This window comes from Acidovorax sp. 107, assembly GCF_003058055.1.
Taxonomy (GTDB): Bacteria; Pseudomonadota; Gammaproteobacteria; order Burkholderiales; family Burkholderiaceae_C; genus Acidovorax.
This window is the reverse complement of sequence record NZ_QBTZ01000001.1, coordinates 2933196-2950381: the sequence shown is the minus strand read 5'-3', so window position 1 is coordinate 2950381 and position 17186 is coordinate 2933196. Positions and strand designations below refer to the sequence as shown.

The 17186-nt window shown below is 67.6% G+C and carries 18 protein-coding genes and 1 pseudogene; 11 read left to right on the top strand and 8 right to left on the bottom strand.

Annotated elements, in window-relative coordinates:
* Positions 1-21: 21 nt before the first annotated feature.
* From C8C99_RS13835 to C8C99_RS13800, 8 genes and pseudogenes are all read left to right on the top strand, one after another.
* On the top strand, positions 22-450 hold the full coding sequence (locus tag C8C99_RS13835) for a VOC family protein (RefSeq protein ID WP_056643850.1): 429 nt from the start codon (positions 22-24) through the stop codon (positions 448-450).
* 44 nt (positions 451-494) lie between these two features.
* Positions 495-1154, top strand: coding sequence for a glutathione S-transferase family protein (locus C8C99_RS13830; RefSeq protein WP_056643847.1), 660 nt, complete (start codon positions 495-497; stop codon positions 1152-1154).
* A 33-nt stretch (positions 1155-1187) separates the two neighbouring features.
* Positions 1188-1675 (top strand): annotated as a pseudogene (locus C8C99_RS13825) (DUF1579 domain-containing protein).
* Positions 1676-1824: 149 nt separating this feature from the next.
* Positions 1825-3267, top strand: a complete 1443-nt coding sequence (locus tag C8C99_RS13820) for an MFS transporter (protein WP_056643845.1) — start codon at positions 1825-1827, stop codon at positions 3265-3267.
* A 93-nt stretch (positions 3268-3360) separates the two neighbouring features.
* Positions 3361-4581: an MFS transporter gene (locus tag C8C99_RS13815; protein ID WP_108626039.1), complete on the top strand. Its 1221-nt coding sequence runs from the start codon at positions 3361-3363 to the stop codon at positions 4579-4581.
* A 26-nt stretch (positions 4582-4607) separates the two neighbouring features.
* Positions 4608-6080: an RNB domain-containing ribonuclease gene (locus C8C99_RS13810; RefSeq protein ID WP_108626038.1), complete on the top strand. Its 1473-nt coding sequence runs from the start codon at positions 4608-4610 to the stop codon at positions 6078-6080.
* A gap of 276 nt (positions 6081-6356) precedes the next feature.
* On the top strand, positions 6357-7436 hold the full coding sequence (locus tag C8C99_RS13805; RefSeq protein WP_108626037.1) for a pirin family protein: 1080 nt from the start codon (positions 6357-6359) through the stop codon (positions 7434-7436).
* Positions 7437-7588: 152 nt separating this feature from the next.
* Positions 7589-8065, top strand: a complete 477-nt coding sequence (locus C8C99_RS13800; RefSeq protein ID WP_108626036.1) for a peptidylprolyl isomerase — start codon at positions 7589-7591, stop codon at positions 8063-8065.
* A 136-nt stretch (positions 8066-8201) separates the two neighbouring features.
* Here C8C99_RS13800 and C8C99_RS13795 read toward each other — a convergent pair whose 3' ends face one another.
* Together C8C99_RS13795 and C8C99_RS13790 are read right to left on the bottom strand one after the other, a co-directional pair.
* Positions 8202-8531, bottom strand: coding sequence for a hypothetical protein (locus C8C99_RS13795; protein ID WP_056643835.1), 330 nt, complete (start codon positions 8529-8531; stop codon positions 8202-8204).
* Positions 8532-8616: 85 nt separating this feature from the next.
* A complete protein-coding gene (locus tag C8C99_RS13790; RefSeq protein ID WP_056644136.1) occupies positions 8617-9555 on the bottom strand; it encodes a LysR family transcriptional regulator in 939 nt (312 codons plus the stop codon).
* 117 nt (positions 9556-9672) lie between these two features.
* Between C8C99_RS13790 and C8C99_RS13785 the strand changes: the two genes are divergently transcribed.
* A complete protein-coding gene (locus C8C99_RS13785) occupies positions 9673-10314 on the top strand; it encodes a glutathione S-transferase family protein (protein WP_056643833.1) in 642 nt (213 codons plus the stop codon).
* On the top strand, positions 10311-11312 hold the full coding sequence (locus tag C8C99_RS13780) for a pyridoxamine 5'-phosphate oxidase family protein (protein WP_056643831.1): 1002 nt from the start codon (positions 10311-10313) through the stop codon (positions 11310-11312). Before C8C99_RS13785 ends, C8C99_RS13780 begins: the two co-directional genes overlap by 4 nt.
* Here the strand turns inward: C8C99_RS13780 and C8C99_RS13775 are convergent.
* The 4 genes from C8C99_RS13775 to C8C99_RS13760 form a co-directional block, all read right to left on the bottom strand.
* A complete protein-coding gene (locus tag C8C99_RS13775) occupies positions 11206-12192 on the bottom strand; it encodes a TIGR03915 family putative DNA repair protein (protein WP_056643829.1) in 987 nt (328 codons plus the stop codon). The two genes, C8C99_RS13780 and C8C99_RS13775, sit on opposite strands and share 107 nt — an antisense overlap.
* A gap of 23 nt (positions 12193-12215) precedes the next feature.
* Positions 12216-13499, bottom strand: a complete 1284-nt coding sequence (locus tag C8C99_RS13770; RefSeq protein WP_108626035.1) for a putative DNA modification/repair radical SAM protein — start codon at positions 13497-13499, stop codon at positions 12216-12218.
* A 136-nt stretch (positions 13500-13635) separates the two neighbouring features.
* The gene (locus C8C99_RS13765; protein ID WP_056643825.1) at positions 13636-14481 is read right to left on the bottom strand and encodes a class III extradiol dioxygenase family protein; all 846 of its coding nucleotides are present in this window, start codon (positions 14479-14481) and stop codon (positions 13636-13638) included.
* A 163-nt stretch (positions 14482-14644) separates the two neighbouring features.
* A complete protein-coding gene (locus C8C99_RS13760; protein WP_056643824.1) occupies positions 14645-14995 on the bottom strand; it encodes a protocatechuate 4,5-dioxygenase subunit alpha in 351 nt (116 codons plus the stop codon).
* Positions 14996-15053: 58 nt separating this feature from the next.
* Here C8C99_RS13760 and C8C99_RS13755 point away from each other — a divergent pair, with 58 nt between their 5' ends.
* The gene (locus tag C8C99_RS13755; RefSeq protein WP_199226395.1) at positions 15054-15995 is read left to right on the top strand and encodes a LysR family transcriptional regulator; all 942 of its coding nucleotides are present in this window, start codon (positions 15054-15056) and stop codon (positions 15993-15995) included.
* 26 nt (positions 15996-16021) lie between these two features.
* Here C8C99_RS13755 and C8C99_RS23930 read toward each other — a convergent pair whose 3' ends face one another.
* The gene (locus C8C99_RS23930; protein WP_156391433.1) at positions 16022-16186 is read right to left on the bottom strand and encodes a hypothetical protein; all 165 of its coding nucleotides are present in this window, start codon (positions 16184-16186) and stop codon (positions 16022-16024) included.
* 61 nt (positions 16187-16247) lie between these two features.
* The gene (locus C8C99_RS13750) at positions 16248-17147 is read right to left on the bottom strand and encodes a gamma-glutamyl-gamma-aminobutyrate hydrolase family protein (protein WP_056643822.1); all 900 of its coding nucleotides are present in this window, start codon (positions 17145-17147) and stop codon (positions 16248-16250) included.
* Between the last annotated feature and the right edge of the window lie 39 nt (positions 17148-17186).

The window sequence follows — 17186 nt, the reverse complement described above, 5'->3', positions numbered from 1 at the left end:
ACCCTCTCCCAGGAGACCCCCATGAAAGTCGAGCCCTACCTGATGTTTGAAGGCCGCTGCGATGAAGCGCTGGAGTTCTACCGCCGCGCCCTTGGCGCCGAGGTCACCATGCTCATGCGCTACAAGGACAACCCCGAGCCCGCCGCTGGTGAGGGCTGCGCCGACGGCAGCGGCCCGGGCCCCACGCCCGAGATGGTCATGCACGCCTCGTTCACCGTGGGCGACACGCAGATCATGGCGTCGGACGGCATGGGCTCGGGTCATGCCAGCTTCCAGGGCATCTCGCTGGCGCTGAGCCCGGCCAATGCGGCCGATGCCAAGCGCTATTTCGACGCGCTGGCCGATGGCGGCAAGGTGCAGATGCCGCTCACCAAGACCTTTTTCTCGCAGGCGTTTGGCATGGTGGCCGACCGCTTTGGCGTGCCCTGGATGGTGGTGGCCCCCGAATGAGTGCGCCCCCCGCCAACCACACCAACCCACACGCAGGAACCCGCATGCTCGCCCTCTACGGCCACCCCTTTTCGTCCTACACCCAGAAGGTGCTGATCGCGCTGTACGAGAACGGCACGCCGTTTGAGCTGCTCAGTCTCGACCCCGCTGAGCCCGTCAGCCATTCCGCCGACTGGCTGCGCCATTGGCCGCTGGCCAAGTTTCCAGTGCTGGTGGACGGCGACCACACGGTGGTGGAAAGCAGCATCGTGATCGAGCACCTGCAGCTCGCGCACCCGGGGCCGGTGCTGCTGATTCCTGCCGACCCCCGGGCGGCGCTGGACGTGCGGTTCATGGACCGCTTCTTTGACCTGCACGTGATGGCCCCGGTGCAGCACGCGGTCAACGCCGCGCTGAACGGCAACGCCGAGCGCAAGGCAGAAGGCGTGGCCTGGGCCACCGAGAAGCTGGAGAAAGCCTACGCCTGGCTGGAGGGCATGTGGGCAGGGCGCACCTGGGCGGCGGGCGACTCGTTCTCGCTGGCGGACTGCGCTGCGGCGCCCTCGCTGTTCTATGCCGACTGGACGCACCCCATCACAGCCACCTACCCGCAGCTACGCGCCTACCGCGCCCGGTTGCTCGCACGCCCCTCGTTTGCACGCGCGGTGGAAGGCGGTCGCCCCTACCGCCACTACTTTCCGCTCGGGGCACCCGACCGCGACTGAGCGCGCGCCCACCACGTCACCAGGAGACTCCCCATGATGAACCCCGAACCCCACGCCATGCACCGCTGGCTGCAGCAACTGCTGGGCGACTGGACCTGCGAGTCGCTGGCCGACATGGGCCCGGGCGAACCCCCCGCGCAAAGCCGGGGCACCGAGCATGTGCGCGCACTGGGCAGCCTGTGGGTGCTGTGCGAAGGGGCGGGCTCCATGCCCGGCGGGGGTGGCGAGGCCCGCATGCTGATGACGCTGGGCTACGACCCGGACCAGCAGGCGTTTGCCGGCACCTGGGTGGGCTCGATGATGACGCATATGTGGGTGTACCGTGGCACGCTGGATGCGGACCAGAAAGTGCTGACGCTGGAGACCGAAGGCCCAGCTTCAAGGCCGACGGCGCCACCATGCGCTACCGGGACGTGATCACCGTCGTCAGCGCCAACGAGCGCACGCTCACCTCATTCGGACAGCAGCCGGACGGCAGCTGGAAGCAGTTCATGCAAGCCAAGTACACGAGGACTCCCTGACTCGCTGCGCGGCCTCCGCCTGAAGGGGGACGCACCCGGTGGACTGGCAAAGCCAGCCTCACGGGTGCACTGGCCTTGCGCCCCGCCAGTCGCCAGCGCAACGCGCATGACACACTGCGCTGCCAATCTCTTTTGATTTCCACCGTCCCATGACCCTCCGCATCGAAGGCCGCGCGCGCTGGCCCGCACTCATCCTGCTGTGCCTGGGCGAGCTGATGATCGTGCTCGACACCACCATCGTGAACGTCGCGCTGCCCAGCATCAAGGCCGACCTGGGCTTCACCGAAACCTCGCTGGTGTGGGTGGTCAACGCCTACATGCTCACCTTTGGCGGCTGCCTGTTGCTGGGCGGGCGGCTGGGCGACCTGTATGGCCACCGGCGGCTGTTCCTGGCGGGCATCACGCTGTTCACCATCGCATCGCTGGCCTGCGGGCTGGCGAATACGCAGGGGCTGCTGGTGGCGGCACGTGCGGTGCAGGGCGTGGGCGGCGCCGTGGTGTCGGCCGTGGCGCTGTCGCTCATCATGAATCTGTTCACCGAGCCGGGTGAGCGTGCGCGCGCCATGGGCGTCTATGGCTTTGTGTGCGCCGGGGGCGGCAGCATTGGCGTGCTGCTGGGTGGCGTGCTTACCAGCGCGTTGAGCTGGCACTGGATCTTTCTGGTCAACATCCCCGTGGGCGTGGCCATCTACCTGGCCTGCCTGGCGCTGCTGCCGGGCGGCAAGGGGCAGGCGCACGGGCAGCGGCTGGACGTGGCGGGCGCCGTCACCATCACCGCGTCACTGATGCTGGCGGTGTACGCCATCGTCAACGGCAACGCAGCGGGCTGGACCTCGCTGCAGTCGCTGGGGCTGCTGGGCGCTGCGGCGGCGTTGCTGGCTGCCTTTTTGTTCATCGAGTCGCATGTGACCGCACCGCTGGTGCCGCTGCCGCTGCTGCGGCTGCGCAACCTGGCCATCTCCAACGTGGTGGGCGTGCTGTGGGCGGCGTCGATGTTTGCGTGGTTCTTTCTGTCGGCGCTGTACATGCAGCTGGTGCTGGGCTACGACGCGATGCAGGTGGGCCTGGCGTTTTTGCCGTCCAACCTCATCATGGCGGGCTGCTCGCTGGGGCTGTCGGCCTGGGTGGTAATGCGCTTTGGCATTTGCCGCACGTTGGGCTGGGGGCTGCTGCTGGCGGCGGTGGGCCTGGCCCTGTTTGCGCTGGCACCCACCGAAGGCCGCTTTGTCATCCATGTGCTGCCCGGCATGCTGCTGCTGGGCGTGGGCGCCGGCATTGCGCTCAACCCGCTGCTGCTGGCCGCCATGGGCGATGTGAAACCCGAAGACTCGGGGCTGGCGTCGGGGGTGGTCAACACCGCGTTCATGATGGGCGGTGCGCTGGGCTTGGCCATTCTGGCCAGCTTGGCAGACGCCCGCACCGAACAGCTGCGCGGTGCGGGCGCCGGTGTGCGAGAGGCCCTCAATGCGGGCTACCAACTCGCGTTCTGGGTGTCGGCCCTGTGCGCGCTGGTGGCGGCGTTGCTGGGAGGTCTGGTGTTGCGCCCGGCGCCGCTGCCGCCAGCAGCACAAGGCCAGGGCTCCCATCCGTAGGACGGAGCCCGCGCCCATCGGGCCAGGTCTCCAGGGCCGACGCGGGCGGCGTGTGCCCCACAATCAGGCCGTACCGGACCCAGAAAGCACGCCATGAGCTTGACCCCTGACGACATCCCTGCATCACCGGCCAGCGCGGATGTCCCCGGTTCCAGGCTCCACCCGGATGTGCTCAAGCTCGGGCTGGTGAGTTTTCTCACGGACCTGAGCTCCGAGATGATCTTCTCGGTGTTTGCGGTGTTCTTCACCACCGTGGCCGGCGCATCCGCCGCGCTGCTGGGGCTGATCGAGGGGCTGGCGGATTTTTCGGCGTCGTCCCTCAACTACCTGGCGGGGTGGCTGTCCGACCGCAGCGGCCGGCGCAAAGGGTTTGCCACCGCGGGCTACGCATTCTCGACACTGGCCAAGCTGATCCTGCTGGTGTCATCGTCCATCGTGGGGCTCTCGGTCTTTCGCGTGATTGAGCGGCTGGGCAAGGGCTTTCGGGGCCCGCCGCGCGATGCCTGGCTGTCATCCATCGCCGGCAAGGAGTCGCGGGGCTATGCCTTTGGCGTGCACAAGGCGCTGGACAAATCGGGTGCCGTGCTGGGTCCGCTGGTGGCTTATGGGCTGCTCAAGTGGCTGGGCGAATCGGCCAGCACCTACAGCACGCTCTTCCTGGTGGCCTTTGTGCCGGCCGTGGCCAGCGTGATGGTGCTCTCGCGCATTCCAGACCAGCGCGCTGCGCCCCATGCGCGCGAGAGTGTTCGCGAGAACTGGCAACAGCTCAGCCCGGGGTTCAAGCGGTTCCTGCTGCCGGCCGGGGTATTTGCGCTGGCGTATTTCAGCCTTGGCTTTCTCATGGTCAAGGCGCACGACGTGGGGTTCGGGCTGACCGAGGTCGTGCTGCTGTACGCACTGTTCAATGCCACCTGTGTGGTGGCTGCACCGCTGGTAGGCCGACTTGGCGACCACGTCGGGCGCAGCCGCATCGTGGTGCTGGGTTATGCGCTGTATGCGGCCCTCAATGTGTGGCTGGTGCTGGCGGGCAGTCGCCCCGAGATGGTGGGCATTTTTTGCCTTTATGGTGTGTTCTATGCCATTGAGGAGTCGCAGAGCAAGGCCTTCATCGCCGACCTGGAGCCCGAGCGCCGCGCCACCGCCGTGGGCGTCTACAACTTTGTGACGGGCGGCCTGTACCTGCCCGCGTCCCTGGTGGCGGGTGCCCTGTGGGCGGTTGCACCAAGGCTGGCTTTCGGGTTGGCCGCCCTGCTGTCCCTGGCCGCCATGGTGGTGTTTGCGGTGCTGCAGCCCGCCGCAGTCGGGCGGCGCTAGTGGCATCGCAGACGTACATTGGAGCCATGAACAAAGAACACTACTTTCACCGCAGCGATCTGGTGCGCATTGCCACCGATGCCATGAAGGAGCGCGGCCTGGAGCCCGAGTTTCCGCAGCGCGCCCTGCAGCAGCTGCAGACCATCGGCGCTGCCAGCCACGACGATGACCCGCGCATTCGCGACCTGACGGCGCTGCCCTGGTGCTCGATCGACAACGACGACTCGCTCGACCTGGACCAGCTCACTGCGTGTGGACCGCTGAGCAATGGCGTCGTGAAGATTTTTGTGGCCGTGGCCGATGTGGACGCCCTGGTCAAGAAGAACTCCGCCATCGACCAGCACGCGCACACCAACACCACATCGGTCTATACCTCGGCGCGGGTGTTTGCGATGCTGCCCGAACAGCTTTCCACCGACCTCACCTCGCTGAACCCGGGCCAGGAGCGCCTGGCCATCGTGACGGAAATGGTGGTGGATACCGAAGGCGCCGTCACCCATTCCACCGTGCACCGTGCGTGGGTGCGCAACCACGCCAAGCTCGCCTACGATGCAGTGGCCGCGTGGATCGACGGCGAAGACGACCTGCCCGCAGCCGCGCGCGCGGTGCCCGGCATGGACGAGCAGCTGCGCATCCAGGACACCGTGGCGCAGCGCATGCGCGCGCGGCGACGCCAGCAGGGCTCGCTGGACCTGGAGACCTTTCAGCCGCGCGCCGTGTTTGACGGGGACCGCGTGGTGGACATTCGTCAGCAGGTGCAGAACCGGGCGCGCCAGCTCATCGAAGAGTTCATGATCGCTACGAACACCTGCACCGCACAGTTTCTGGCGCAGCACGGCAGCAGTGCACTGCGGCGGGTGGTGCGGTCGCCCGAGCGCTGGCTGCGCATCGTCGAAGTGGCCAGCAAATACGGCGAGACACTGCCCAAGCAACCCGACTCGCGCGCGCTGGAGGGCTTTCTGGCACGCCAGCGCCAGGCTGATCCGGTGCGGTTTCCGGACCTGTCGCTGGTCATCGTGAAGCTGATGGGGTCAGGCGAGTACGTGGTGGAGCACACGCGGGGCGAGCCCATCGGGCACTTCGGCCTGGCGGTGCGCGACTACACCCATTCCACCGCGCCCAACCGGCGTTACCCCGACCTGATCAGCCTGCGCATGGTCAAGGCGCTGCTGGCGGGCGAGCGCCCGCCCTACGGGGTGTCCGAACTGGCCCTGCTGGCCGAGCACTGCACGCGCCAGGAAGACGCGGCGCAAAAGGTGGAACGCAGCGTGCGAAAGTCCGAGGCAGCGTTGTTCATGCAAGGGCTGATCGGCCAGAGGTTTGACGCCATCGTCACTGGCCGCACCGCCAATGCGACCTGGGTGCGCATATTCTCGCCACCGGCCGAGGGGCTGCTGGTGTCCGGCGAGTTCAACCTTGACGTCGGGACCAAGATCCGCGTGAAGCTGGTCAGTACCAATGTGGAACGTGGGTTCATCGATTTCGAGCAAGCGCAGTGATGCGCGAGCGGGGTATCGGGGCCGGTCGGTCCCTGTCGCGATGAGCCCGGCGGACTGAATTGCTATATTTTGTGTAGCAAAATTAGTAATGAATACAAGCGCAAGAGGCGGTTTTAATCAAAAATGGGGCGCGCCGCCCGCAGGCCGGACTTCCACCACCGTCCTGCCCAGCGCACCGCACTGTTCCACCCGCCGCACTTCTGAAAGCGGCCCCTGGCCTTATCTTTGGCAGGCGTGCTGCCCGATAGCCGGTGGCGCAAACCCAAGGAGCCTTTGATGTCGTCCTCCCCCACCGTGTCTTCGTCGGCCGCCAGCCTGCCCGTCGTGCAGGCCCAGGCGCTGGGTCCGCTGTGGCCCACGATGGACCCGTTCCTGTTCTGCGCCCACCATGACGACGCCTACCCTGCAGGCAACGGCGCGTTTGCGCCGGCTGTGTCGCTGGAGGGCCGCCAGATCGGCAGCGACTTCAGCCGCAAGGACGGCTGGAGCATGTACCACGGCGACACCGTGCCTGGCTTTCCGGGCCACCCGCACCGGGGCTTTGAAACCGTCACCCTGGTGCGCAAGGGCCTTATTGATCATTCCGACTCGCTGGGCGCCGCCGCGCGCTTTGGCGGGGGCGATGTGCAGTGGGTCACGGCGGGCAAGGGCATCGTGCATTCGGAGATGTTCCCGCTGCTCAACGCCAACGAGCCCAACCCGCTGGAGCTGTTCCAGATCTGGCTGAACCTGCCCGCGAAGAACAAGATGGTGGAGCCCCACTTCACCATGCTGTGGAACGAGCGCATTCCGCGCCTGGTGCACAACGACGACGCAGGCCGCGCCACCACGGTGACGGTGGTGGCGGGTGCCTTGCCCGGCGCGCCCGCGCCTCTGTCGCCGCCGCCCGAGTCCTGGGCTTCGCAGCCCGAGGGCGATGTGGCCATCTGGACGCTGCGCATGGACCCCGGCGCGCAGTGGACGCTGCCCGCCGCGCGCGGCCAGGGCACGCGCCGCATGCTGTACTTCTTCGTGGGCGACAGCCTGCGCGTGGGCCCGCAGGACGTGGGCCAGCACGCCGCGCTGGAGCTGGTGGCCGGCCAGGACTGGCTGCTGACCAACACCGGCGCTACGCCGCTGGAATGCCTACTGCTGCAAGGCCAGCCCATCGCCGAGCCCGTGGCGCAGTACGGCCCGTTTGTGATGAACACGCAGGCCGAGATCATGCAGGCCATGAACGACTACCGCCGCACCCAGTTTGGCGGCTGGCCCTGGCCCGACCAGGACCCGGTGCACGGCACCGAGGCGCGGCGTTTTGCGCGCTACCCCGGCCAGACGGAGGAAGAGCGCCCGGCTGATGCCCCGGTGGGCGCATAGGGCTGCTCACCCAGCCCGGAACGGGGCGCACGGTATGCCACCGGGCGCCTCGTGGACAATCCGGGGTTTCGTTCTGACCCGCGCGGCGGCTGGCGGCACAGCCCTATCCGTCTCGCGCTGATTCTTCACCGCGCAGAAAGTGCAAGACCCCTATGGCCACCACCATCACCAAAGACTCCGCCGTCACCATCACCTACAAGGTCACCACGCCCCAGGGCAAGCCGCTGGATGCGGGCCACCTGTCGTACCTGCACGGCGGCTACGAGAACATCTTCCCCAAGGTCGAGGCTGCACTCGACGGCCAGGCCGTGGGCTTCAGCACCACGCTGCAGCTGGCGGTGGAAGACGCCTTTGGCGCGCGCGATGAAAGCCTGGTGCGCACCATCCCCAAAAGCGAGTTCCCGCCCGGCGTGAAGGTCGGCGGTCAGCTGCAAGGCGTGGGCGACGACGGCCAGCCCGCCGTGTTCAACGTGGTCAAGATCAAGGGCCCCGAAGTGCACCTGGACGGCAACCACCCGCTGGCAGGCCAGGCGCTGACCTTCAGCTGCAAGGTGACCGAAGTGCGCGCCGCCAGCGCCGAAGAAATTGCGCACCGCCATGTGCACGGTGCGCACGGCCACCACCATTGATGGCTGCTCGCCAGCCTGAGGCTGGCGACGCATGCAGACCTTGGAAGTTCAGGTTGCTGCCCCGCGTGCAGCGGTGGATGCCCTGGCACAAAAAAGCCCGCATTGCGGGCTTTTTTGTGGGGTACAGCGTCGTGAATTACTTGGCTGCTTCAGGCTTGGCGGCGTCGGCTTTTTTCTCTGCCGCTGCCTTGGTCTTCTTGGCCTTCGCCTTCTTCTCTGCCTTCTTTTCGGCAGGGGCCGACGCGGGGGCAGCGGCGGGCATCACTGCGGGCTTGGCTTCGGCTTTGGCCGCCGGAGTGGCGGGCATTGCGGGAGTGGCTGGGGTGGCGGGCATGGCCGATGTGGCAGGGGTCGCAGGCGCCGCGGCCTTCGCGGGAGTTGCTGGCGTTGCGGGGGCCGCAGGGGCTTGGGCAAACGAGGCGGTCACAAAGAAACCAGCGAGCAGGGCAGCGAGGAGCTTGTTCATGAGAAATCCTTTCAGATCGGATAACCGCCCGACACAGCGTCGGACTTAGCTATGCAACGGCCCTCGCCGGCGGCGCGATGACAGGTTACGAAGTCATTGGCAACAAGGCGTTACCGCGCCCCAGGCCGCGCCCGTTCAGCACCGGCTCCTTGGTCAGGCGCTCGCGCGCCCATTCCACAAACGCGCGCACCTTGGCCGGGGCCCGCCGCCCTGCGGGGTACACGATGTGCACGGGCACGGGGGGCAGTTCGTGCTCGGCCAGCACGATGCGCAGCCGCCCCGCGCGCAGGCTCGCTGCGGCCTGGTAGGCCAGGCAACGGGTCAGGCCAATGCCCGCCTCTGCGGCGGCAATGTCCACCTCGTTGCTGTTGCTGATCCAGGTGAACTGCGGCTGGCCGGTGGCGCCATCGCGAAACTTCCAGGGCGCTGGCGTGCGTGCATCAAAGGCAAAGCCGATGGCGCGGTGGTTGCTCAGGTCTGCAGGGTGGCGTGGCCTGCCGTGTTGCGCCAGGTACGCGGGTGATGCCACCACCAGGCGGCGCAGCGCGCCCACCTGCACTGCAGTGAGGCCCGAGTCGGGCAGGGGCGCGATGCGGATGGCCACGTCCATGCCTTCATCGAGCAAATGCACCAGCCGGTTGACGAACAGCGTGCGCACTTGCACGCGCGGCTGGGCCTGCAAGAAGCCCTGCACGATGGGCGCCACATGCTGGATGCCGAACATTTGCGGGGCGGTGACGGACAGCAGGCCCTGGGCCTCGGCCTGTGCACCGCTGGCGGCCTGCTCGGCCTCGTGCAGGTCGTTCAGGATGGGGCGGCAGTCTTGCAAGAAGCGCTCGCCCGCCTCGGTCAGCCTCACCATGCGCGTGCTGCGCTGGAACAGCAGCACACCCAGCCGTGCCTCCAGCGCTGCGATGGCGCGCGTGACGGCCGTGGCCGAGCAGCCCAGCCGCCGGCCCGCCACGGCAAAGCCGCCCGCATCGGCCACGGTCACAAAACAGCGCAGGGTGTCGAGATAGTCCATGCGGCCCATTATTGCGCATGCCGCAATTATGAAAAGCGGTGATTGGTTATTCACATCGCAGATTGCAATAGATATCGTCGAGCCATCTTTTCACTCACCCACCGACGAGGATTCACCATGTTCCCCACCACCCCGCTCCAGCTGTACCGCATGCCCATCTCGGGCCATTGCCATCGCGTGGAGCTGATGCTGTCCCTGCTCGGGCTGCCCTATGAACTGATCGACGTGAACCTGCTGCGCGGCGAACACCAGCGCGCGGAGTTTCTGGCGCTCAACCCGCTGGGCCAGGTGCCCGTGCTGGTGGACGCGGGCCAGGTGCTGAGCGACAGCAATGGCATCCTGGTGTACCTGGTGCTGCGCTACGCCCCCGGCAGTGCCTGGCTGCCGCAAGACGCCGTGGGGCAGGCGCAGCTGCAGCGCTGGTTCAGCCTGGCGGCGGGCTTTCTGGCGCCGGGCATCGGTGGGCCGCGTTTTGCGACGCTGACGGGCCGTGCCATGAACGAGGTCGCGCAGGCCACCGGCAAGCGCCTGCTGGCCTTCATGGAGGACGAACTGCAGGGGCGGGCCTGGTTGCTCGGGGGCGCAGCGCCCAGCCTGGCGGATGTGGCCATGGTCAGCTACACCTCGCAGGCGTATCTGGCGGGGCTGCCGCTGGAGGCCTACCCGCGCATTGCGGCCTGGGTGGCGCGCATGCAGGCGTTGCCGGGCTATCCGTCGCTGGCCGACCAGCTGCCCACGGCCGAGCAGGTGGCGGCATGACAGCCACCGAACCCGCTGCATCGGTTGCGGTGCCGGTGCCGCCCGAGGCATTCCACCCTGGCGAGCAGGCCCTGCAGGCGCGCGTGGGTGTGCGCGAGCGCATGGCGGCCGTGGGTGCCATGGTGCTGCGCGACCACATGCCCGACCAGCACCGCGAGCTGTTTGAAAAGCTGCCCACCTTGCTGCTGGGGGCGCTGGATGACCAAGGCCAGCCGTGGGCCACCATGCTTGCCGGCCCGCCCGGTTTTGTGCACACCCCCGATGCGCTGCGCATGCAGATCGCGACCGCGCCGGACTCCAAGGACCCGGTGCTTGCACACCTGGCGCCCGGCGCTGCTGTGGGCGTGCTGGGGCTGGAGCCGCACACCCGGCGACGCAACCGCATGAACGGGCGGGTGACGGCGTTTGGCGACGATGGCCTGGGCGTGCAGGTGGTGCAGAGCTTTGGCAACTGCCCCAAATACATCCAGGCTCGCGAGCCCGGCCTGCGCGCAGCGCTGGTTGCCCCGGGCCCGACGCAGTGGCTGGGCGCCGAGCTGGACGAAGCCGCCATCGCGCGTGTGCAGCGTGCCGACACGCTGTTCATTGCCAGTGCCTCGGCGCCGCGCCCCGGTGCCGGGCACAGTGAAGGCGTGGACGTGTCGCACCGGGGTGGCGAGCCGGGCTTTGTGCAGGTGGCGCATACACCGGGTGGTGTGGTGCTGAGCTTGCCGGACTACCCGGGCAATCAGTTCTTCAACACCCTGGGCAACCTCGCATTGCACCCGCTGGCAGGCTTGCTGGTGGTGGACTATGAAGAGGGCGGCTTGCTGCACATTGCAGCGCAGGCCGAGGTGCTGTGGGAGCGTGCAGCGCGTGCTACCTGGCCTGGCGCACAACGCGTTTTGCGCCTCACGGTGCTGCGCGCCCTGTGGCGGCCGCAGGTGTTGCCGTGGCGCTGGACGTCGCCGGTATCGGCCCCTCAGTTCCGGGTGATGCGCGAGGCGGCGCTGGGATGAGTGGCGCCCCTGCGGCGGGCTGCGAACGCGGCGATGGCGCTGCGATGCGCCTGCGCGGCACGGTGGCCTTGGCCTCCACCATCTTCGCGCTGCGCTCGTGCGCTGTCTGCGCCAGTTCGGTGATGAGCGCGGCCTCGGGCAGGTTGTGCCAGTAGCGCGTGGGCATTTCCTTTTTCATCATGGTGAGCTTGAGCCGCGCGGGGTTGAAGATGTGGCGGTAGTAGGTGAGCCACAGCGCCTCGCCCGCGTCGGGTGGAGGCGCGTCGCTGCGCTGCGCGCCGGGGCCGGTGTGCAGCTGCTGGCCGTCCCAGCGCACGCTGGCGTCGGGCGTGAGGATGGCCCAGCGCATCTGCGTGAACCGGCGGATGAAGAAGCCCGCGTTGGCCACGGTGATGTAGTGGTCGGGCTCGAACCAGGCCATGTGCAGGGTGTTGCCATCGGGCTCCACCACAGGCCGAAAGCGAACGAAGGCGTGCATCTTGTGCATGTCGCGCTGCACGGCGCGGACCATGTGGTGGGCCAACATGCGGTCGGCGTCCAGCGGGTCTTGTCGCGCGGCGTCGGCTTCCGCGCCGCCTTGCGCCATGCGCCACAGCAGGCGGTACATCAGCGCAAAGCGGGCCGGATCGCGATGCAGGATGAGCTGCTCGCACAGGCGCACAAAGTCGGGCGGTACGCGCAGCGTGGGCGCATCGGTGGCTGGCGGCGGCAGGGCGTATGGGCTGTGAGGTTCAGGTGCAAACAGGTCTTCAGCCGCATCGGCCCCGCAGCGCCAGTCCACCGCCTGCGGGGGCACGTTGGCTTGCACCAGGGAGCGAGCGGCGGCGCGGAACCCCTGCCAGTCGGTGGGGTGGTCCAGCGTGAGGGTGTGGCGCTGCATTCGTGCCTAACGGAACTGTGCGCTCAAAACAGGCTGCGCTGCAGCGGCGGCGGCGCCAGCTGTGCAGCCAGGTCAGCAGCCTCCAGCGCACGGCCGGGGCGGTAGTCGGCCGCCTCCACAAACGGCAGCACCTTCTTGAGCGGCACATGCAGCCGCGCCAGGTCGGCGTGCCGCAGGCGGCGCACGCGGCGGGCGGCCAGCAGGCGGTCTACCGTCTGCACGCCAAAGCCGGGTACGCGCAGCAGCAGTTCGCGCGGGGCGGTGTTGAGGTTGACCGGAAAACGCTCGCGGTGCGCCAGCGCCCAGGCCAGCTTGGGGTCCACATCCAGCGCCAGCATGCCGACCTGATTGCCTTGGCTGGGCGGCACGATCTCGTCGTGCGTAAAGCCATAAAAGCGCATCAGCCAGTCGGCCTGGTACAGCCGGTGCTCGCGCACGGTGGGCGGTGCGGCCAGCGGCAGGGCGCGCGCGGCATCGGGAATGGGGCTGAAGGCCGAGTAGTACACGCGCCGCAGCCGGTGCACGCCGTACAGGCGCGCGCTGGTGGCGAGGATGGTGCGGTCGTCCGTGGCGTCGGCGCCCACAATCATCTGCGTGCTTTGCCCGCCGGGCGCAAACAGCGGCGCACTGGCCCGGCGCGTGGTGCGCGACTGCGGCATCGACACGATGGCCTGCGCGGCTTGCTCCTTGCGGGCCGCGCGCGATTCGCCAATGTGCACCGCCATGCGGGCCATGGACCGGTCGATGGCGGCGCTGTTTTTCTCGGGCGCCAGGGCCGTGAGGCTCTCGGCCGTGGGCAGCTCGATGTTGATGGAGAGGCGGTCGGCATACCGGCCGGCGCGCTGCATCAGCTCGGGCGATGCGTCGGGAATGGTCTTCAAGTGGATGTAGCCGCGAAAGTCGTGCTCCTCGCGCAGCACGCGGGCCACCTCCACCACCTGCTCCATGGTGTAGTCGGGGCTCTGGATGATGCCGCTGGAGAGGAACAGCCCCTCGATGCAATTGCGGCGGTAGAAGTCCAGCGTGAGCTGCACCACCTCATCGACCGTGAAGCGCGCCCGGGGCACGTTGCTCGTCACGCGGTTCACGCAGTACAGACAGTCGTACTGGCAGAAGTTGGTGAGCAGAATCTTGAGCAGCGAGATGCAGCGCCCGTCTGGCGCGTAGCTGTGGCAGATGCCCATGCCCTCGGTCGAGCCCATGCCGCGCCCGCCCACCGAATCGCGCGGCGCAGCGCCGCTCGATGCACACGAGGCGTCGTACTTGGCCGCATCGGCCAGGATGGCGAGTTTGGACTGTAAATTCACTGGATGAATTTACAGTGAATTCAATGCCTGATGCCAGCCTGGGGAGAATGCGCAGGGGTTGTGTGATCCTGAATTGATAGCTGCTAGCGCTTGATGGATAAGCGCTAGCAGCCAAAAATGCTTGAAATCAACGCGGTCAGACCGTTTCCAGCGCCATCACCGCCGTGGCCGTGTTCGAAATGGGGATGTGGTAGTTGCTGTGCACTCGCCGCACCCCCGCGCGGGCGGTGGCGAGGGCCCCGCGCATGGCCAGCCACATCAGCAGTTCCACGCCCTGGGTGCCGGTCTTTTCCACCAGCTCGTGCACGCTGAACTGCGTGGCCCACTCGGGGTTGGTGGTGAGGCTCTCGATGAACTGCAGGTCAAACGCCTTGTTGATGAAGCCCGCGCGTTCGCCGTCGAGCTGGTGGCTGAGGCCGCCCGAGGCCATCACCGCCACCTTCTTGTCGCTGTCCCAACTCTGGATCGCCTGGCCCACGGCCTTGCCCAGTGCGTAGCAGCGCTTGGCCGAGGGCAGCGGAAACTGCACGGTGTTGATGCACACCGGCACCACCGCCACGGGGCACTCGCCCTCGGGCCAGAAGAGCTTGAGCGGCAGTGTGCAGGCGTGGTCCACCAGCATCTCCTGGCAGGTGGTCACGTCAAACTCCTGGTCGATCAGCGTGTTGATGAGGTGCCAGGACAGGTCCACCTCGCCCTGCAGCGGCGCCAGGGTGGGGATGCCCCAGCCTTCGTCGGCGTTGTGGTACTGCGCCGCCGCGCCCACGGCAAAGGTGGGCATCTTGTCGAGGAAGAAGTTCAGGCCGTGGTCGTTGTAGAACATCACGACCACGTCGGGCTTCTTCTCGCCCAGCCACTGGCGGATGGGCGGAAAGCCGTCGAAGAAGGGCTTCCAGTACGGATCGCTTTGCAGGCCCTTGTGGATGGCGTTGCCAATGGCCGGGATGTGCGAGGTGCCGAGGCCGCCGATGAGTTGTGCCATGGGATGTCTCCAGATGCAGTGTTTGAGAGGACGGGGTTGCCGCCCCCCAACCGTTCGGGCTGAGCCTGTCGAAGCCCGGGCGCGTCGTTGGTGCGGCGCTTCGACAGGCTCAGCGTGAACGGGTGGGGGTGGGGAAGGGGGAAAAGGCGCAGCGCCGCGCGGATCAGTCCCGGCCCGCCGCCACCAGCTTGGCCTTGAATTCGTCTTTGGTCATGCCCGTCTGCTGTGCGCCGATATCCTGCATGTCCAGCTTGAAGATGCCCGCGAACTTGGCCAGGTAATAGGCGTTGCCGCCCGCGGCAATCAGCTGCAGCACGTTCTTGGCGCGGATGGCGGCGGCCTGCTGTTCGTTCAGGCCGTACTTGCGCATGTACGCCTCTTCGTCGGCCAGAAAGGCCTTGCGGTTGGCCTCGTCGTTGAACGAAAAGCACATCTTGTTCAGCGCATAGCCCTTGCGGGCCTGGTCGCCATCGAACGGCGTGGTGCCGGGGATCGGGGGCAGTGGGGAAGGCATGGAAGTCTCCGGGGCTTGATGTAAGTCAGAGCGCAGTGTCGGCGCGCCATTGCCAAAGATGAAGCCTGAAAACATCATCGAATGCATGAGCAATTTCGATGGATCGCAGCTGGACGGCCACCTGCTGAAACTGCTGCTGGCCGTGCTGGAAACCGGCAGCATCACGGCAGCGGCCGAACGCCTGGGCGTCACCCAGTCGGCCGTGAGCCACCTGCTGGACAAGCTGCGCGCCATCACGGGCGACCCGCTGTTCGTGAAGCGCGGGCGCGGCATCGTGCCTACCGCCCGCGCCGAGGCGCTGGCCCAGCCTGCGCGGGACATGCTGCACCAGATGCAGCGGTTTGCCCGAGGGGCCGAGTTCGACCCGATGCATTGGCATGCCGAGCTGACCATTGCAGCCAACGACTTTCAGCGTGATTTGCTGCTGCCCGCGCTGGCGTCCCGCCTGCGCAGTGCCGCACCGGGCGTCACGCTGCGCATCGTGCCCAGCGGCGCGCCCAGCGCCGAGCTGCTGCGCTCCGACGCGTGCCAGCTCGTCATCAGCCCCCGCCCGCCCGATGGCACCGACATCGTGCAAAAGCGCCTTTTCGAAGACCAGTACCGCGTGTTCTACGACGCCAGCGTGCGCAGCGCGCCCGCCACCGAAGCCGACTACCTGGCGGCCGACCATGCCACCGTGGCTTATGAAGCCCACCGAGGGCTCGATCTGGACCGCCAGCTGCTGGCGCGCGGCGTGCGCCGACGCTTTGCCGTGCGCGTGCCGGGCTTTGCGGCGCTACCGGCGTTTGTGCGCGGCACGGCGCTGCTCACCACTGCGCCCTCGCTGCTGGCCCGCACGGCGCTGGCAGGCTTGGCCAGCGCACCCTTGCCGGTGGTGTGCCCGGCCATGCCGATGTATTTGATCTGGCATGCGCGCTACCAGCAAGATGCAGCGAACCGGTGGCTGCGTGGGGAGGTGGAAGCCGTGGTCAGGCCGGCGCTGGCCAGCGGGGGTACGTGAAGTCGTCGGGTGTCGCCTGGCACCACTCAGTGCGGGGTGTCATTCCCTTGCTTGCCGGTGGCCATTGCGCCAATGATTTCGATCACGGTGCCGAGCACCAGGGTGAAACCTGCCGCACCCCCTAATCCTGCGACAGCCAGCACCACAGCGGCAATCACGCAGAGAAGCGCCGCGCAATGAAAAGGCCTCATGCCACGCTCCCAGCGCGGCAGGGGCGCTTTACCAGCGCGGCGAGGGCGCAGGAGGGCTGCGTCATTGTTCAGCAACCTTGGTGGCGGCCTTGTGTTGGCGTCGCAAGGCACCGCGCAGCAATCGCGTGGCCCGGTCTCTCAGCCCCGCCGGCTTGCCGGGCCGCACCGGGTGTTCGCGGGCCTGCACGCAGGCTGCCAGAAAGTCGTTGAGGATGGCCGTGTCGTCCAGCGTGTTCGAGCCTTGTTTGTGGAACTCCGGGTGCCACTGCGTGGCGGCGATGTAGCCACGGCCTGGAGCGGGCTTGAGCCGGATGGCCTCGGGCACGCCGTCGGGTTCGCTCAGGGCCTCGACCACGAACTCGGGCGCCACGCGCTTGATGCCCTGGTGGTGGATGCTGTTGACGCGCGCTCGGGGCATGGCGGGGTACAGCTTGGCCAGATGCGAGTCGGGAACGATCTGGATGTCGTGGAAATGCTGGTCGTAGGTGGTGGCGTTGCGGTGTTGCAGCGCGCCGGGGTGCTGGGTCTCGATGTCCTGGTACAGCGCGCCGCCAAAGGCCACGTTGATGAGCTGCAGGCCCCGGCACACGCCGAAGATGGGCTTGCCCACTTCGGCAAAGGCCTTGACCAGGGCCAGGTCGTAGATGTCGCGCACGCGGTCGCCCAGCCACTCCTCGCGCAGGGGCTCCTCGCCATAGTTGCCGGGCCACACGTCGGCGCCGCCGTGCATCACCACGCCATCGAGCCACTCGGCATAGTGCCGCAGCGTGACGTCGCCGCGCGCGGTCTCGCCCGTGGGGCAGGGCACCATCACGACGATGGCGCCCGACGACATGATCCAGTGCGCGATGGACTGCTCCACGTACTGCAACGTCTTGTTGGTGAACAGGGGGCGGGTGGGGTCGGCGTGCTGGAAGCAGGCGGACAGACCAATCTTGAGGCGGGGGGCAGCAGCGGGCATGGGGGAAGGGCTCCGGGCAGCGCGTGGCGCGCGTGGTCG

What these genes read in the sequence shown, in the direction of transcription:
- C8C99_RS13755 (WP_199226395.1), top strand. Translation starts at nt 15,054, where the DNA reads ATGAAGCCTGAAAACATCATCGAATGCATGAGCAATTTCGATGGATCG.
- C8C99_RS13830 (WP_056643847.1), top strand. Translation starts at nt 495, where the DNA reads ATGCTCGCCCTCTACGGCCACCCCTTTTCGTCCTACACCCAGAAGGTG.
- C8C99_RS13790 (WP_056644136.1), bottom strand. Translation starts at nt 9,555, where the DNA reads ATGGACTATCTCGACACCCTGCGCTGTTTTGTGACCGTGGCCGATGCG.
- C8C99_RS13810 (WP_108626038.1), top strand. Translation starts at nt 4,608, where the DNA reads ATGAACAAAGAACACTACTTTCACCGCAGCGATCTGGTGCGCATTGCC.
- C8C99_RS23930 (WP_156391433.1), bottom strand. Translation starts at nt 16,186, where the DNA reads ATGAGGCCTTTTCATTGCGCGGCGCTTCTCTGCGTGATTGCCGCTGTG.
- C8C99_RS13795 (WP_056643835.1), bottom strand. Translation starts at nt 8,531, where the DNA reads ATGAACAAGCTCCTCGCTGCCCTGCTCGCTGGTTTCTTTGTGACCGCC.
- C8C99_RS13750 (WP_056643822.1), bottom strand. Translation starts at nt 17,147, where the DNA reads ATGCCCGCTGCTGCCCCCCGCCTCAAGATTGGTCTGTCCGCCTGCTTC.
- C8C99_RS13815 (WP_108626039.1), top strand. Translation starts at nt 3,361, where the DNA reads ATGAGCTTGACCCCTGACGACATCCCTGCATCACCGGCCAGCGCGGAT.
- C8C99_RS13805 (WP_108626037.1), top strand. Translation starts at nt 6,357, where the DNA reads ATGTCGTCCTCCCCCACCGTGTCTTCGTCGGCCGCCAGCCTGCCCGTC.
- C8C99_RS13775 (WP_056643829.1), bottom strand. Translation starts at nt 12,192, where the DNA reads ATGCAGCGCCACACCCTCACGCTGGACCACCCCACCGACTGGCAGGGG.
- C8C99_RS13820 (WP_056643845.1), top strand. Translation starts at nt 1,825, where the DNA reads ATGACCCTCCGCATCGAAGGCCGCGCGCGCTGGCCCGCACTCATCCTG.
- C8C99_RS13785 (WP_056643833.1), top strand. Translation starts at nt 9,673, where the DNA reads ATGTTCCCCACCACCCCGCTCCAGCTGTACCGCATGCCCATCTCGGGC.
- C8C99_RS13780 (WP_056643831.1), top strand. Translation starts at nt 10,311, where the DNA reads ATGACAGCCACCGAACCCGCTGCATCGGTTGCGGTGCCGGTGCCGCCC.
- C8C99_RS13765 (WP_056643825.1), bottom strand. Translation starts at nt 14,481, where the DNA reads ATGGCACAACTCATCGGCGGCCTCGGCACCTCGCACATCCCGGCCATT.
- C8C99_RS13800 (WP_108626036.1), top strand. Translation starts at nt 7,589, where the DNA reads ATGGCCACCACCATCACCAAAGACTCCGCCGTCACCATCACCTACAAG.
- C8C99_RS13760 (WP_056643824.1), bottom strand. Translation starts at nt 14,995, where the DNA reads ATGCCTTCCCCACTGCCCCCGATCCCCGGCACCACGCCGTTCGATGGC.
- C8C99_RS13835 (WP_056643850.1), top strand. Translation starts at nt 22, where the DNA reads ATGAAAGTCGAGCCCTACCTGATGTTTGAAGGCCGCTGCGATGAAGCG.